The sequence below is a fragment of the Paraburkholderia phytofirmans OLGA172 genome (genome assembly GCF_001634365.1).
Lineage (GTDB): Bacteria > Pseudomonadota > Gammaproteobacteria > Burkholderiales > Burkholderiaceae > Paraburkholderia.
Map to the genome: position 1 here is coordinate 1121590 of NZ_CP014578.1, position 15025 is coordinate 1136614.

Genomic DNA, 15025 nt, shown 5'->3' on the forward strand with positions numbered 1-15025 from the left:
CGCTATCGTCATCGGTGCCGGGCTTGTTTTCCTCGTGCCAGCCAAATCCGTCAATCGCTGACACCGTTCGCTGCAAAGACTCACTTTTTAAATCAAGGAGACACCATGAACAGTCCCTCATCAGATGGGGTGACGCTCGCCGAGCGCGCCTACCGGATTCGCAGAAACGCCTTGCTGATGGGCGAAGTACAGGGCCAAGGCTATATCGGCCAGGCACTCGATATCGCCGATGTACTCGCGGTTGCCTACTTCGGCGCGATGCGCTATCAGGCCGACAACCCCGACTGGGAAGGCCGCGATCGCTTCCTGCTGTCCAACGGCCACTATGCGATTGCGCTCTATGCCGCGCTGTTCGAAGCCGGCTTCCTGCCACCGGAAGAACTTGAAACCTACGGCAGCGACGACAGCCGGTTGCCGATGTCCGGAATGGCGAGCTACACGCCCGGCATGGAGATGTCCGGCGGCTCGCTCGGCCACGGTCTCACGATCGCGGTGGGTCGCTGCCTGGGACTGAAGCGTAAGGGCTCAAACGCCTTCGTCTACACGCTCTTCTCCGACGGCGAACTCGATGAAGGCGCGATCTGGGAGGGCCTTATGTCGGCCGCTCACTGGAAGCTGGACAACCTGATTGCCATGGTCGACGTCAACAACCAGCAAGCCGACGGTCCCTCCTCGAAGATCATGGCGTTCGAGCCGCTCGTCGAGAAACTCGAAGGATTTGGCTGGTTCACGCAGCGCGTGGACGGCAACGACATCGACGCAGTGAAGGCGGCCTTCGATGCTGCACGCAATCATCCGAAAGAGCAGCCCCGGATTATCGTTTGCGATACCCGCATGGGCTGCGGCGTGCCGTTCCTCGAAGAACGGGAAAAGAACCATTTCATCCGCGTCGATGCCCATGAGTGGCAACTGGCGCTCGCAGCACTCGAAGCAGGGAGACAAGCATGAGCGATACCACCACCAAAAAGCCGCGTCTGAAGACTTCGGCGATGATTGCATCGATCGCTGGCGAAGGACAGGTCACGCGTTCCGCTCCGTTCGGTCATGCATTGGCCCAACTGGCCCGGGAGAAGACGAATGTAGTTGGTATGACTGCCGACCTCGGCAAGTACACCGACCTGCACATCTTCGGAAAGGAATTCCCTGAGCGCTACTACCAGATGGGCATGGCCGAGCAGTTGCTGATGGGCGCGGCCGCCGGTATGGCGCATGAAGGCGCCCAGCCGTTCGTGACGACCTACGCCGTATTCGCAACCCGTCGCGCGTATGACTTCATGCACCAGGCCATCGCCGAGGACAACCTCGACGTGAAGATCATCTGCGCCTTGCCGGGCCTAACGACCGGCTACGGCCCGAGCCATCAGGCGGCCGAGGATCTTGCCCTGATGCGCGCGATGCCGAACATGACGGTCATCGATCCGTGCGACGCTCTCGACACCGAGCAAATGGTGCCTGCGATTGCTGCGCATAACGGCCCCGTGTATGCACGCCTGCTGCGTGGCAATGTTCCGGCCGTGCTCGACGAATACGATTACCAGTTCGAACTCGGCAAGGCCAAGCTGCTGCGCGACGGCGCCGAAGTTCTCATCATCTCGTCGGGCATCATGACCATGCGTTCGCTGGAGGTGGCGAAGTTGCTGGAAGCGGACAACGTGGGAGTTGGCGTACTGCACGTGCCGACCATCAAGCCGCTCGACACTGAGACGATCTTGCGCGAAGCCCGGCGCACGGGTCGCATGGTGGTGGTCGCCGAGAATCACTCGGTGATCGGTGGGCTTGGCGAAGCGGTCGCGACCACGCTGCTCACGGCGGGCGTCACGCCGATGTACCGCCAAATCGCACTGCCCGATGAGTTTCTCGGTGCGGGCGCGCTGCCGACCTTGCACGATCGCTATGGCATCTCGACCAACGTCATGGCCGATACCATCAAGGGCTGGCTTGGATGAGCCCACTGTGTCATCCAGACGCAGCAGCACGGCGGACATCGCTCCGCCGGCGTGTGAAACGAGTCGTCTGCTAGTTTGGGAGGGGGACGGTGCGTCAGTTCCGTCGACGCACCGCTACCGAAAAAAAAAGAACGCTGACATTTGTTAGGCAAAGCCTGCCCGGCTGAAGAAGAGCTCTGACCGGCCGCTTGCCGCTTGTCTTCGGCCCCTCGGAATGAGCGAGTGACTGGCAGCAGCGGGTCTAACTGGGCCGTTCAAAGTCACTTTGCCGGGGCTGCTCGGGGCAGCGATAGTTCAGGGGTCATGCAGCGAGCACACAGCGTTCATATTGCCTCCTGAAAGCAAAACAACATTACGCCATTATGGAGTCCCGGTTTCGGACTGCGCTGCATTGAAACGGACTAGGGTTTATGCTTACCCCGTCTGCTCCATGTCTCCACATGGATTAAGCCCGCCCACTGAGGCGGGCTTTTTTTCTTGCCGCCGCCGGCGCCGAAGGTGACCTGCGCGGATGGCGACGCGAACGGCGGCGATCTGCTTGCGCCAAAGTGGGGGGCAGTGGACCGGTTACACGGCTCCCCGGCCGCAATTTCGGTAACGCCCCGTTATTAATGGCGTCTTGCTGCCCCGAATTTCGCCAAGTACTCTCGACGCAGCGCTGATCTCCTTGGCGTGTGTGCTCAAGCCCTGTCAAAGACCGATGGGGCTTTTTTTTGAGTGCTTCGCCGACAATGGAACGGGTCCAGTGACCGCCGGCGGCTACGCGGCGTGTACGAAACCAACCATCAATGGACGAGAAAAAGAGCCCAGACCGTGAAGGCCTGGGCGAAGCCATCGGGAGTCCGACGGCGGAGGTATCAATACGAAACTGGCCCGCTACCGGGCGTTACCTCGATAGCGGGCCAGTTCTTGGAATGGGGCGCGCAGAGGTGCTGCGCGCTCAGAGGACGATGCTCGGCTACCGGATGGGGCGCCGGCGGCTCGCCAACCTGACGGTTTAGTGACCGGAGTAAAGCGAACGCGGGCCGGTAGGGACCGCGGCTGAGGGGGCGCCGGACGCCGACGAGCCGCTCACGACACCGCCGACACCTGTCGCACCGTTCTGCGCGGCAACCTTTGCTTCAGCAGCTTGAATCTGCGCCGGGTAAGTGGTGTTGTCATCATCGCCCGGGTGATAACCAGCCTTCTCGAGCTGGACCAGTTCAGCGCGCACTTGCGCACGGGTGACAGGCTGGTTCGATTGGGCGAACACGGCAACCGGAGCAGCAAGGGCAGCGGCAACGACAACGGCTTGAATAAGGGACTTCATGGTTACTACCTCCAGACTTTGTTTTGTCCTGCTACGAACAGCCCTGTTCGTAAATCAGTGACTACAGTCTAGGTAAGAGGGCGCTTAAAATTAAGGCAAGTATCTGGAAAAGATTGTTGTCGAATATGGGTAAACCCTGATTCCAATCGCGATGTCGTCGCCTTCCTGCTCGGGCAGGGGATGGCGCGCGGCGCCGGCGGTCGTTACTGGGGGGCGTATGCAGGTAGGTAATGTCCGCCGCCTTCAGTTCCGAGACCAGCGCATCCGACAACTCGAGGACAGCTCTCTGGATGGCGCCATTTGTCCGGGCGGCGTATTGCGGGCGATAGCGAAGCTGTCGTCGATGTGTTGGAGAGGCTCACCCGCTAAGTCTCGGCGATGGTAGTGGAGCCCTTGTCTCCGGATATCAGGCTCTTTGCCAAGGCGTCGGCGACTTTTGTCGAATAGGAAGCCGTTGCGCGTGGACTGGATGTGATTAGAAGGATCTGGCTCGTTGTGCGGTTTCCTTTCAATGCCATTGGGGTGGGGACGACGCTTTTGCCGCAGGATGGTCCGGTGACAGAAACCCCAGACCGAACGGGGACTCGATCTCGCCTCAATCAGCGATTGACGCCTGTCCCAACGGTTCTCGTCATACTCGAAACACGGCCGTCGGGTTTAGGCTACGTCCTTTTTCTGATGCCTCTGCGGCGTGCGTCGACGCTAGACTTGTCTACCGATGTGGCTAGACCTTAGTTTTGTCGACGACATCGAACACGTTGGAGAAGGCGTCCTTCGCGTCACTGATGACGGATGCGTCTCGAATTGTCGTACGTCGCATGTCGCGCCGTGATCTGCGGTCATCATATTCGCCGCCCCGATGCATGCTCGCAAGGTTATCCCACAGCACGAGGTCGCCAGCTTTCCAATCGACGGAGAACAGATACTGCGGCTGGCTTGTCCACTCTATCAGTTCCCGCACCAGTGCTTGCCCGTCTTCCCGAGACATGCCAACAATCTCCCGGATGTGCGAAGCAAGGTAGAGCGCGTTGCGGCCGGATGGGTGTGGCAAGACCAAAGGCTGAAGGGCGGACCCACCGTTGTCGATTTCGTCATCACTGATGTTGTAACCGGCAAGACGTCGAGACCACCAGATTGAGTGAACTGCCTGAAGGCCATCGATACGGTCCTTCATGTTGGATGGCAGATCCTCATAGGCTGATCGTGTGTCGGCGAACCACGTCTCACCACCCGAAGCGGGCACTTCGTGCGCGAGCAGCAAAGAGTAAGACGATCGTGTTGGAACGAAGGAGGCGTCGGTGTGCCAAAGCTGATTTCCCCGATTGAACATGAGGTCACGTGGATCATGTTTGATGTTGCCTTCATCGTCCAGGTTACCAACATCGATCAACTCGCGCCGACCAAAACGAGGTGGCTTATCCGGGCGGATGGGGGCAAGTTCGAGCTGGCCAAAGATCCGGCTAAACGCAATGTGGGCGTCATTATCAAGGTTGGTCTGGCGGAACACACAGACGCCCCAGGTGCTGGCTGCGCGCAGAAGTTCTGCCTGGACAGTTGCGTCAAGCGGGGCGGAAATGTCCACGCCGGAAATTTCGGCTCCAAAGCGTGGCAGGATGGGTTCAACAGTCAGCGTCATGATGCTCCTCCTAGTTCTTGATGATGGAGCAGCAAGATACCTTGAAATCAGACGCGTGATAATTAGCTATATCGTTCCCAGATATGTTCCCACGAGTTGCAAACGAGCATGTGCCCGAAACGACACGGGCCGCCGTATTTCCCGGTGTCATCGTCGTGATAGGTCGCACTGAGGGCGCGGATCGTCGCATACCGACCTGTCCGTATACATCCCGTCTTTTCAACCGATAGTATGGATCTACTGATGAAGCTCGTCAGAGCTGGCATCGGCATTGCATTGGTACCCTCCGTACTACTGGATAAGTCGGAGCAGACTGATTTGAAAGTTTTACTAACCGAATAACGCATTGAACCGCTTTTGCTTAAAGCCATGATGCCCGACTATCGACTCGGTGCACAACCCATCCTCCCCGGAATCGGGTGGGCAGCACCGAAAACTCGACGCCAAATCTTTCCTGCAGCGGATGAACCTGTTGGTTGACGAACGGTATATCGACGATGACACCGGGAAATACGGCGGCCCGTGTCGTTTCGGGAACATCGCTCATTTGCAACTCCTGGGAACATATCTGGGAACGATATAGCTAATTATCACGCGTCTGATTTCAAGGTATCTTGCTGCTCCATCATCAAGAACTAGGAGGCGCATCATGACCCGGACAGCTGAGCCCATCCTGCCACGCTTTGGATCTGAAATTTCCGGCGTGGACATTCCTGCCCCGCTCGACGCAACTGTCCAGGCAGAACTTCTGCGCGCAGCCGGCGCCTGTGGGACCGGTTGGATCGATCGTTGGGCCCTTAGCCGCGGGACTGCTACTCGGCTTGAGCTGGACAGCTCGCGACAGCTTATCGATCAAAGCGTTACAGAGCTTATTGCGCGGCGTGGTAATCGGGAGCATTCGCACTGGTGCGCCGCCCACAAAGCCGTTTGGCAGATGCAGGGCTGTTTCGTGTGCTGAAATTCCGTTCCTCCCACGGACGTAAACCTGGTCGATGATTCGCTCACCTGAAGAGGAGTTGGCGCAGCGTGCGAGATTTTATTGCTTCAGCATACGCTCTGGACTCGCGAGAATTTATCAGGAACCGAGTGACGGGTTCTGTTTCAGCAAGGCTAGAGATCAAGCAATGGCGACGTTTCCAAACGGTTTTGATGTGGTGCGCGGCAAGCGCCCTGTCGATTACAACATGAAGTTGATATGTCGCGGAGACCGGAAATCGCTGTTCGAGAATTAGAGTCCGTCAACGACACGGTAAAACTTATAGGCGAAGAAAATGTATCCACTTGCAGAAGGCATGTTCGCGCCGCTCAACCAATGGTATGTGGCGGCCTGGTCCAACGAAGTGACGCGCGAACCCATGGAGCGCATGCTGCTGGACGAGACGGTTGTTATGTACCGCAATCCGGCGGGGGAGCCTATAGCAGTGGCGGGAAAGTGCCTTCATCGAGGTTATCCGCTCAGCAAGGGCTTACTGATAGGCGATGAGATCGAGTGCGGTTATCACAAACTTCGTTTTCAACCCAATGGCGCTTGCAGCTTGATTCCTAGTCAGAATGTGATTCCGAAAGGCTGCAAGATCAAGGCATACCCTGTTGCGGGGCGCGGGTAATGGATCTGGATCTGGATGGGAGACCCGGCGTTCGCCGACGAGAGCCTGATCCCCGATCATTTCGACATCGGGCTTTCGAATCCCGAATACAAGTGCATCGGCGGTTGGTATAAGCCCGTGCCTGGCCGCTATATGCTCATGCACGACAACCTATTTGATCTGACGCACCTTGGCTACCTGCATCGCAACACGTTTGGCGGCGGCGCAGACGAGGCTCCTATCCTGGGAACTGGACTTAATTAAACGCGAACCCGAAGTCAGTGTCGCACCGCTTCAGGCTTGCCTGCTGCCAGGGAAAGTTACCATGCTTACTGTAAAAGTGACAAGCAAGACTGTCGTTGCCGACGGGATTTGTTCGTTCGAGCTAACGAGCGCGGAAGGCGTCTTGCTGCCTGCATTCTCGGCCGGATCGCATATCGAGGTTCACTTACCCGGTGGACTGATTCGGCAATATTCACTTTGCAACAATCCTGACGAGAACCATCGCTACGTCATAGGGGTGTTAAAGGACCCTGGCTCTCGGGGGGGCTCGGTTGCCATGCATGAGCTCATGGAAGGGGCCGAGATTGTCATTGGTGAGCCGAAAAATCACTTCGCGCTCGCGCGGCATGCCACACACTCCATCCTCGTTGCCGGAGGAATCGGAATTACACCTCTCCTGTGTATGGCAAAACGCCTGGTAAACGAAGGCGCCTCCTTCGAACTGCACTACTGCGCCCGCACGCTCGACAAGATCGCCTTCAAGGAACGGTTTAGGCTCCACGATCTGGTTTCCAACACGTTTCTTCATCTCGACGATCACGGCGACTCGCAGCAATTCAATACGCGCGCGACCTTCAGTCGGAGTGCCGACCCCGGCACTCACGTCTATCGCGCGCCTTGAACACGCGAAGAGAATGGGCTTTGAAACGGTCAACCTAGCAAGCGACGCGTCACTTGTTAAACAGATCAAACATATCGTTCGGAAGCCGGAAGTGGATTGCGCCGTCGATTGCGTTGGATTCGAAGCTCGTGGCCACGGAAGCTCGGGATCGCAGCACGAGGCCCCGGCGACCGTGCTGAACTCCCTGATGGAGATCACGCGAGCAGCAGGCAACATCGGAGTTCCTGGCTTGTATGTAACCGGCGATCCAGGCGCTATCGACGAAGCGGCGAAGCGGGGTAGTCTGAGTGTGCGGCTGGGCCTTGGATGGGCGAAGTCACACAACTTTTTCACGGGCCAGACGCCTGTGATGAAGTACAACAATCAGTTGATGATGGCCATCCCGGGCGGCGCATTAATATCGCCGAAGTGGTCAATGTAGAAGTGATTTCGCTCGATGATGCACCGAAGGGATATGAGGCATTCGATGCAGGCGCTGCCAAGAAGTTCGTGCTCGATCCGCATGGTTTGTTGCGGGCAAATTGAGCGCCCTCGGCGCCAGACTACTTGTCATGTTATCTGATTCTTACAGACATGCTCCGGGGCGGCAAGATCAACGTGAATGAAATCCTACTCAAGAGAAAGAAAAAGAAGTGCTTGTGCGTCGCATGATGCCGCCGGAACACGCGCTGGTTTCGGCGCTGTCCAGCGAAGGGAGAATTACGGAACATACGTTGTACAGGTGACGCCGAGAGGCGGAAGGATAAGGGTTGGCCGTGCCGGGCGATGGGAAGAATTTCTAGGGATGGTTTTCGGAAAACAGATTGAAGTGGTGCTGGAGACCACGCTGCTCGATGCAGTGGATGTGGCCGAGTACTGTCGTCTTGAGGTTCTTTATCCGGAACAGATATCCGCTTGGCGAACCGCTTGTCGTCCGGCTAATGCAAATGCCGCGGAGCAGGCACGCGAGCAGCGCCAGCAGTCGAAAGAGGACGGGAAGCGCGTTCAGCAACTCGAGAGAAATTGCAGCGCGAGAAGGCGCTGGCGGAAGCGGCCGCGGTGCCGATTCTGAGAAACAGGCCCAGGAGATCTGGCGAGACAAAGAGGACGATTGATCAAAGTCCCGGATCAACTGTTACAGGTATCGTTGATTCGCGAGGCAGCGCAAGTCATGCTGCCGGCTGTAGAAGACAGGCGACGAACTGGGCGTGAGCCTGGACACGTTCCAACGCTGTGTGGGAAGCGGCGATGCGGTGCTCGCCGCACGACGACAGGGCGGTCACCGCCGGGCAACAAGCTGAGTGAGGCACAAGGGCTCCAGATTCTGGAGGTCGCAAACTACGGCCTCGGCGGTGATCTTTTCACCGTCATACCAGGCCTCACCGACGCGTTGCGTTGAATCTCCACATGGCGGCGCGATACGGCGCCTGAAGACTGAATTATTACCACAAAGACGAGGAGACAAGAAAATGCGTGCGCATTCGCAATCCGTACCGACCGTGATCCGCTTTGCCGCGATCGCGTCCACTATAGCGTGTTACGGTTCGCCTGCCGTTGCCCAGTCATCGGTGACGCTCTACGGGACGATCGATTCGGGGCTGTTTTATCAGAGCGCGTCGGCAGCTTCGCTCAGTCCGAAAGCGGCCAATACGGGGAGCGTTTTTGCCGTGAAGGACGGCGGCGTGTCACCGAGCAACTGGGGCATTAAAGGAACCGAGGACCTGGGCGGCGGTTACCAGGTTTTTTTCAGGTTGCAGAATGGATTTAGTAGTACGAATGGAAAATCGATCATTGGAGACAACACGGCACCGACCAGTTCAATTTTCAATCAAATGGCTTATATCGGCTTATCGGGATCATTCGGCGCCGTGACGGTTGGCCGACAACTGGCGCCCATGGCGTTTGCAATACAAGCCACCGACGTTCGCGGAGCCGCGTACTTTGGCAGCGCTCTCATGGCGTGGGTTGGCATGAATACGGCCGCGGGGTGGAGCCTCGGTAGCACCAATGCACCTCTGGGGGCTTTGTTTGAAAGCAACGCGATCGTATATAGGTCTCCGACCGTCTCTGGATTCACCGGCTCTCTGGAATTCGCCCTCGGAGGCGTCCCGGGGAGCTTTCAGGCCAACACGCGCGAGTCGGTGGTGTTGCAGTACGCCAACTATGGACTTCACCTCTCGGCGCTCTATTACAACGGTCACGACGCCAATCCCATTCCACTCACAGCGCCTGCAACCGGTGTCGCGAACAATCGAATGATTTACTTTGGTGCACTCTATGACTTTGCGAACTTTTCGTTCTCGGCTTCTTACAGCAACGGCAGGAATCCAGCCGAATCCAACTTGGTCGATATCGACATGTATTCTGCCGGGGTGGGATATGTGTTCTCGCCGGCTCTAACGGTGACGAGCGGGATCTACTACCTGAAGGACAGGCATGATTCGACCAACAAGTCCGTGATGTTTGCGGTCGTGGCGGACTATCAACTCTCGAAGACAACCACCGTGTACGCGCAATTGGGCCATGTGAACAATCAGGGAAATATGACCGATATGGTGGCATATGGCGAGCTAGCGGCTCCCGGCACGTCGACGGTGGCGGTGAATGTCGGTATTCGCCATCAATTCTGACATCTGCTGTGGGGGTCCCATCGAACGGCCTGATATGCCCATCCGGTTTGTGTTCACTGGAAGACTGGTGGCGATTACCTCAGGCTGTTCGTGCAAGACGGATGAGTACATGCAGTAATGACGACACACGGTTCCCGAGTGGCGTCTACCTAAAACCCGGCTCCGATCCGAACGTCCCAAGCATCCGGCTCGTCGACGACGCCCTCTCCACGCGGACTTGTATCAGGAGTGACGATGGCAATGCCATGTTCCGCAACGTACCGTTGAGCGCCGGCCTTGATCGCGAGGGTCTCCTCGCTGCATGAGAAGCCGGCCAGAAAAAGCAGGGCTGGCACTTTGCCACGCGACGCTTGCGGCGGAAGATACACACCAAAGCACATCGATCCTCCGACCGAAGAGGAATCCTGATGATAGAAACACTGCAAGGCCCAGAAAGTCATGTATTCAGATGGTAGTTCTAGCACTGTTCGACCTTAACCATACAGTACGACCGAGCGAATCGATTAGCGCTTTTCAACCAACTCCAAATGGACGTCCACCTCGCTTGGGGCTGGTGGCAGCATTTCTCTCCCGAGCATTTAAATGTTTGCCATCAGGCAGCCGGCTGATATGTCTGCATTGAGGGCGCTCGTGTAGCTGGCGGATAGACATTCCACGAACCATCGGTGTGACGAAAAAACACAATCGCCAAAGAGCCATGTGGACGAACTACGCCAACACGAACGTATCGAGCCCCGCTAGGCATCACGCGGCCGAAATCGAACACCTGAACAGGCATTGCCGGAGTGGACTGGAACCACTTTTCAACTGACAGGCGCAACGATCGTTCGCGAGTTTTCATCAATGCGCTCCTTTCCTGCACGCCTTATCCCCGGTTCGGTTAATCCGGCTTCGGATGCGTGCTATTTTCTTGCTCTGTGCACTAGGCTGTAGTTTTGTCGACGACATCGAACACGTTGGAGAAGGCGTCCTTCGCGTCACTGATGACGGATGCGTCTCGAATTGTCGTACGTCGCATGTCGCGCCGTGATCTGCGGTCATCATATTCGCCGCCCCGATGCATGCTCGCAAGGTTATCCCACAGCACGAGGTCGCCAGCTTTCCAATCGACGGAGAACAGATACTGCGGCTGGCTTGTCCACTCTATCAGTTCCCGCACCAGTGCTTGCCCGTCTTCCCGAGACATGCCAACAATCTCCCGGATGTGCGAAGCAAGGCAGAGCGCGTTGCGGCCGGATGGGTGTGGCAAGACCAAAGGCTGAAGGGCGGACCCACCGTTGTCGATTTCGTCATCACTGATGTTGTAACCGGCAAGACGTCGAGACCACCAGATTGAGTGAACTGCCTGAAGGCCATCGATACGGTCCTTCATGTTGGATGGCAGATCCTCATAGGCTGATCGTGTGTCGGCGAACCACGTCTCACCACCCGAAGCGGGCACTTCGTGCGCGAGCAGCAAAGAGTAAGACGATCGTGTTGGAACGAAGGAGGCGTCGGTGTGCCAAAGCTGATTTCCCCGATTGAACATGAGGTCACGTGGATCATGTTTGATGTTGCCTTCATCGTCCAGGTTACCAACATCGATCAACTCGCGCCGACCAAAACGAGGTGGCTTATCCGGGCGGATGGGGGCAAGTTCGAGCTGGCCAAAGATCCGGCTAAACGCAATGTGGGCGTCATTATCAAGGTTGGTCTGGCGGAACACACAGACGCCCCAGGTGCTGGCTGCGCGCAGAAGTTCTGCCTGGACAGTTGCGTCAAGCGGGGCGGAAATGTCCACGCCGGAAATTTCGGCTCCAAAGCGTGGCAGGATGGGTTCAACAGTCAGCGTCATGATGCTCCTCCTAGTTCTTGATGATGGAGCAGCAAGATTAACTTGAAATCAGGCGCGTGATAATCGACTATATGGTTCCCAGATGTGTTCTCAGGAGTTGCAAATGAGCGACATGCTCGAAACGATGCGGGCCGCAGTGTTAGTCGCCGAGACACGCAACTTGTCTGCTGCCGCGCGTCGTCTTGGGATCACACATACCGCTGTCAGCAAGCGTATCAACGAGCTTGAATGGCGCCTTGGTGCCGCCCTATTCACGCGTACCACGCGACACATAGGACTCACCGATGTCGGTGAGATTCGTCTTCGATCGATCAAACGTGTGCTCGCCGAGGTTGACGAAATGTTGTCTCAGACCAGCGACCCAAGTGTGCAATATACCGGTCGTTTGGTAGTCAAATGTCCGACAACACCTTTCGAAGCCCTATTCGAAGAAATATTTCTGAGATTTCGGCGGCGATTTCCCGGTGTCATCGTCGATGCACAGTTTGTCAACCGACAGGTTCATCCACTGCAGGAAGGATTTGACGTCGTGTTTTCGGTGCTCCCCACCCGCTTCCCGGGAGTTGTGGAGGAGAAAATTGGCCTGTTTGAGCAGAGCATCGTGATAGGTGGCACTGAGGACGCGCATCGCCGCATACCGACCTGTCCGGATGACTTGACGGGCTGCGAGTGCGTGGTCTTTACTCCGTTCGGCACACACTGGACCTTTTCACGCGACGGCCATCAGTCGACGGTCCGGATACAGCCGGTTTTTTCAACCAACAGTATGGATCTACTGATGAAGCTCGTTAGAGCTGGCACCGGCATTGCATTGGTACCGTCCGTACTACTCGATAAGTCGGAGGAGACTGATTTGAAGGTTTTACTAACCGAATGGCGTATTGAACCGCTTCTGCTTAAAGCCATGGTGCCTGACTATCGACTCGGTGCACAACCCATTCAGGGACTATTGTCGATCGCGCGTGAGATATTGGAGCACCCACAAGCATGAGCCTGTTGGTGTTCTAGTGTGCTGAATGAGCTACCTTTGAAAATTTGGTAATTCCGGTTCCTCGCGTCTAAACAAGCGCTTGCAAATGGAACTGGAAATCGCAAAATGAGTAGCAGCGTTCTTCGCCAAGTACCACCGGTGAAGTTTGCCTGGATTGACGCACAGTGCCGGCACGATCCGCCGTCGGCTCTGTGCGAGATCTTTTGCGTGAGCGTCAATGGCTATCGTGCCGGGAAGCGCGGCGACTCTCCCGCCGGTGCTCGACAGGATCATGCCGAAGTCATGACATGCGCGTGCCTGCCACGTTTGCTTTCCTGGGGTTTGTCGGCGTGCTTTTCATACGCTCGTGCCATACGACGGGCGTCGATGTCTGGTCGCTTAAACGGGTGAGTGACGATCCCTGTGCTTCAGCGTTGCCTCTCACGATGTTCTGCTCGAACAGGCCAATTTTCTCCTCCACAGCTCCCGGGAGTCGCTTGGGCAGCACCGAAAACACGACGTCAAATCCTTCCTGCAACGGATGAACCTGTCGGTTGATAAACGGTACATCGACGATGACACTGGGAAATACGGCGGGCGCGTGTCGTTTCGGGTACATCGCTCATTTGCAACTCCTGGGAACATATCTGGGAACGATATAGCTAATTATCACGCGTCTCATTTCAGGTTAGTCTTGCTGCTCCATGATCAAGATTGGGTGATGCCGGATTCGGCACGAAACGACGGTCGAGCTTGCGGCTCGACGATTGACGGACGTACCAGGTCCTCACCCAGCTACGCGATCAGCAGGCGCACACGCATCCGGTAGGCCGTCGGTTGGGGCAGGGCGGGTGATGTGATTCGGCAGGCGATGTATCGCAGCCGCGAGCGGGTCGAGCGATTGCTCCCGCTGACTCAGACGTCCTAAAACCTCATCCGTATGCTTACGCTTGCCGCGAAAGCGGGATAGAGGCAGATATTGGCGACGAAATTTTCATAGCTCCGCAGGAATTAAGGATGCCAAACGTAAAATTGAACTAGGCCAGCGCGGCAACTCTTTTGGAATGGTGTGCTGGGTATGGGCAAGGTGTATTTCAACAGCCCGCTGAACCTGTGCGATCGATGAAATTGAAATGATGCTTCACTCGCCATCTGCAATGTTTGGACGAAAGCAGCCAAATGTGGGAGGAGACTGGAGATGAAGGGCTTGCCGTGTGTCGTCGCTTCGCTATGTGTCGCATCCGTATCGGCGTATGGACGGAGCAGTGTGACGTTATATGGAATCGTTGACAAGGGCATCACCTACACCGCCAGTCAGAGGGGCAATGGGTCTTTTTTGCGGACCCTTTCCAAACGGACAGACATCTATGCCGCCGCCGAATTGATGAAAGCGGGCGGTTCGGTGACGGCAGCGCAAATTACCTAGGTCACTAGCCCATCAAACGGGTGATCGCAAGGCATTTTTCGTGTGGGATTGCATCATCCGTTTTAATTTGAGCGGAGGGTTTGCGAGACTCGCCTTCCCGCCAGTTGGAAGAGCAGTTCAGGAGGCGATGGTTATGTCGAAGCGAAGGATCGAACACACCAGCATTTACTCGCTACGTCGCACGCAGCAGAACGTGGTTGTTCAATTGATGTTGATAAAAATAGCATTTTTTTCGTGATGAAGACGCATGAACGGTGGGCACCTACAAAGACCCCCAGACGTTGTGACCAGTCATCATGGAAGATTCGCATTCCGACAAAATATGATGACCCGACCTGATTTCCCATTGCTATAACGCTAGATCGAACTTATGAAATGTTGATTGCAATGGGCACCAGGTGGAGGTCGACATGACGCAAGTATCTTGCGACGCATGTGCCGCTGTGAGTGCCGCTACTTAAAAATATAACTTGGAGAAAACTATGCAACCTACAGAAACAGGGTTGAATAAAATAGGAGGATATCTAACGATATCACTGTGTCTTGCGACTGCTTTGTTAGAGGGGCTCGATCTCCAGTCGATCGGCGTTGTTGCTCCACGCATAGCGCGCGAGTTTCATCTCGGTGCCGCGCAGCTAGGATGGGTTTTTGGATTCGGAGGGCTTGGCATGCTTCCCGGCGCCGTTTTCGGAGGGATGCTGGCTGATCGAATTGGTCGAAAGCGAGTGCTAATGCTGTCTGCTGCACTGTTTGGCATTTTCTCGCTGGCAACGACGCAAGTTAGGGAAGGTCTGCAAAAGTCCTG

16 protein-coding genes and 4 pseudogenes are annotated in these 15025 nt (G+C 56.4%); 14 read left to right on the top strand and 6 right to left on the bottom strand.

All coding sequences use genetic code 11. From position 1 onward, the window contains the following. The first annotated feature begins 105 nt into the window (after positions 1–105). The 3 genes from AYM40_RS04755 to AYM40_RS04765 all read left to right on the top strand — a co-directional run bounded on the left by AYM40_RS04755 (position 106) and on the right by AYM40_RS04765 (position 2947). Entirely contained in the window at positions 106–948 is an 843-nt protein-coding gene (locus AYM40_RS04755) for a transketolase (protein ID WP_063495220.1), read from the top strand. Continuing rightward, complete coding sequence (locus AYM40_RS04760; RefSeq protein WP_063495221.1) at positions 945–1946, top strand: transketolase family protein; 1002 nt, start codon at positions 945–947, stop codon at positions 1944–1946. The genes AYM40_RS04755 and AYM40_RS04760 overlap by 4 nt, the downstream gene beginning before the upstream one ends. Positions 1947–2734: 788 nt before the next feature. Next, entirely contained in the window at positions 2735–2947 is a 213-nt protein-coding gene (locus AYM40_RS04765) for a hypothetical protein (protein WP_063495222.1), read from the top strand. Here the strand turns inward: AYM40_RS04765 and AYM40_RS04770 are convergent. Together AYM40_RS04770 and AYM40_RS04775 are read right to left on the bottom strand one after the other, a co-directional pair. Further along, the gene (locus tag AYM40_RS04770; RefSeq protein WP_063495223.1) at positions 2944–3255 is read right to left on the bottom strand and encodes a DUF4148 domain-containing protein; all 312 of its coding nucleotides are present in this window, start codon (positions 3253–3255) and stop codon (positions 2944–2946) included. The two genes, AYM40_RS04765 and AYM40_RS04770, sit on opposite strands and share 4 nt — an antisense overlap. Before the next feature lie 724 nt (positions 3256–3979). Further along, positions 3980–4891: a TauD/TfdA dioxygenase family protein gene (locus AYM40_RS04775; RefSeq protein WP_063495224.1), complete on the bottom strand. Its 912-nt coding sequence runs from the start codon at positions 4889–4891 to the stop codon at positions 3980–3982. A gap of 204 nt (positions 4892–5095) precedes the next feature. Between AYM40_RS04775 and AYM40_RS43590 the strand changes: the two genes are divergently transcribed. Next, positions 5096–5233 (top strand): hypothetical protein, encoded by a 138-nt coding sequence (locus tag AYM40_RS43590; protein WP_420488472.1) that lies wholly within the window; start codon positions 5096–5098, stop codon positions 5231–5233. Between the two features lie 19 nt (positions 5234–5252). Here AYM40_RS43590 and AYM40_RS39915 read toward each other — a convergent pair whose 3' ends face one another. Then, complete coding sequence (locus tag AYM40_RS39915; RefSeq protein WP_148662104.1) at positions 5253–5438, bottom strand: hypothetical protein; 186 nt, start codon at positions 5436–5438, stop codon at positions 5253–5255. Positions 5439–6162: 724 nt separating this feature from the next. On the opposite strand from AYM40_RS39915, the gene AYM40_RS42080 reads away from it, so the two are divergent. The 6 genes and pseudogenes from AYM40_RS42080 (at position 6163) to AYM40_RS04810 (ending at position 9990) form a co-directional block, all read left to right on the top strand. Then, positions 6163–6498, top strand: a complete 336-nt coding sequence (locus tag AYM40_RS42080; RefSeq protein ID WP_063495226.1) for a Rieske 2Fe-2S domain-containing protein — start codon at positions 6163–6165, stop codon at positions 6496–6498. A 15-nt stretch (positions 6499–6513) separates the two neighbouring features. After that, positions 6514–6741: a hypothetical protein gene (locus AYM40_RS42085; RefSeq protein ID WP_063495227.1), complete on the top strand. Its 228-nt coding sequence runs from the start codon at positions 6514–6516 to the stop codon at positions 6739–6741. A gap of 61 nt (positions 6742–6802) precedes the next feature. Beyond that, positions 6803–7381, top strand: a complete 579-nt coding sequence (locus AYM40_RS04795) for a ferredoxin reductase (RefSeq protein WP_063495228.1) — start codon at positions 6803–6805, stop codon at positions 7379–7381. Then, positions 7374–7906: pseudogene (locus AYM40_RS04800) on the top strand (formaldehyde dehydrogenase, glutathione-independent); the annotation flags it as partial. The gene AYM40_RS04795 and the pseudogene AYM40_RS04800, both read left to right, overlap by 8 nt. Positions 7907–7982: 76 nt before the next feature. After that, positions 7983–8699, top strand: a pseudogene (locus AYM40_RS43170) (IS3 family transposase); the annotation flags it as partial. 130 nt (positions 8700–8829) lie between these two features. Next, positions 8830–9990 carry a porin gene (locus AYM40_RS04810; RefSeq protein ID WP_063495230.1) on the top strand — a complete coding sequence of 387 codons (1161 nt, stop codon included), beginning with the start codon at positions 8830–8832 and terminating at the stop codon, positions 9988–9990. Between the two features lie 149 nt (positions 9991–10139). Here the strand turns inward: AYM40_RS04810 and AYM40_RS04815 are convergent, their stop codons facing one another. Further along, positions 10140–10430, bottom strand: coding sequence for an alpha/beta hydrolase-fold protein (locus AYM40_RS04815; RefSeq protein ID WP_082854945.1), 291 nt, complete (start codon positions 10428–10430; stop codon positions 10140–10142). Between the two features lie 482 nt (positions 10431–10912). Continuing rightward, positions 10913–11824, bottom strand: coding sequence for a TauD/TfdA dioxygenase family protein (locus AYM40_RS04820; protein WP_063495232.1), 912 nt, complete (start codon positions 11822–11824; stop codon positions 10913–10915). A gap of 103 nt (positions 11825–11927) precedes the next feature. Between AYM40_RS04820 and AYM40_RS04825 the strand changes: the two genes are divergently transcribed. Together AYM40_RS04825 and AYM40_RS38010 are read left to right on the top strand one after the other, a co-directional pair. After that, complete coding sequence (locus tag AYM40_RS04825) at positions 11928–12815, top strand: LysR family transcriptional regulator (RefSeq protein WP_063495233.1); 888 nt, start codon at positions 11928–11930, stop codon at positions 12813–12815. Between the two features lie 70 nt (positions 12816–12885). Then, positions 12886–13103 (top strand): annotated as a pseudogene (locus AYM40_RS38010) (IS3 family transposase); the annotation flags it as partial. Here AYM40_RS38010 and AYM40_RS39920 read toward each other — a convergent pair. Beyond that, entirely contained in the window at positions 13096–13413 is a 318-nt protein-coding gene (locus AYM40_RS39920; RefSeq protein WP_063495234.1) for a hypothetical protein, read from the bottom strand. The pseudogene AYM40_RS38010 and the gene AYM40_RS39920 sit on opposite strands and share 8 nt — an antisense overlap. Positions 13414–13992: 579 nt before the next feature. On the opposite strand from AYM40_RS39920, the gene AYM40_RS41825 reads away from it, so the two are divergent. Further along, positions 13993–14220, top strand: a complete 228-nt coding sequence (locus tag AYM40_RS41825) for a hypothetical protein (RefSeq protein WP_063495235.1) — start codon at positions 13993–13995, stop codon at positions 14218–14220. Between the two features lie 482 nt (positions 14221–14702). After that, positions 14703–15002 (top strand): annotated as a pseudogene (locus AYM40_RS38015) (MFS transporter); the annotation flags it as partial. Between the last annotated feature and the right edge of the window lie 23 nt (positions 15003–15025).